Origin of the sequence: Anoxybacillus sp. EFIL, assembly GCF_013096955.1 — a bacterium.
In the GTDB taxonomy this organism is placed as follows: Bacteria; Bacillota; Bacilli; order Bacillales; family Anoxybacillaceae; genus Anoxybacillus; species Anoxybacillus ayderensis.
Map to the genome: position 1 here is coordinate 1 of NZ_SDLH01000072.1, position 444 is coordinate 444.

General features: G+C 48.0%; 1 protein-coding gene. It reads right to left on the reverse strand.

Features of this window, described 5'->3' with window-relative positions; all coding sequences use genetic code 11:
- Nucleotides 1–444, reverse strand: a 444-nt coding sequence (locus ES017_RS15375) for an L-arabinose isomerase family protein (protein ID WP_483296350.1), incomplete at both ends; no start/stop codon positions are given.

Genomic DNA, 444 nt, shown 5'->3' on the forward strand with positions numbered 1-444 from the left:
CAACAATGCTAGCTTGAATGGCAGAACCGCTGATGCCGTTAAATACAAAACGCGCAGGGTCCTCTTTGCCGCCAATCGAAAGCGGATGAACCTCGATTTTCGGCTGATCCAAAGCGACAGTCGGACACACTTCAAGCATGTGAGAGCCCAGAATCATTTCATTTCCCGGTTCAAAATGGTACGTGTAATCTTCCATGAAGGAAGTTCTTTTTCCTTTAGCCATGATTTTCATCATCCGTACAAGGGCCGCTGTCTTCCAATCTCCTTCACCGGCAAACCCATAGCCTTTCTCCATCAGGCGCTGAACGGCAAGTCCCGGCAGCTGTTTCATTCCGTGCAGCACTTCAAACGATGTCGTAAACGCTGTGTATCCGCCTTGCTCAAGAAAAGCGGTTAATCCAAGTTCAATTTTCGCCTGTTCTTTAATGGACGCTACCTTTGCTT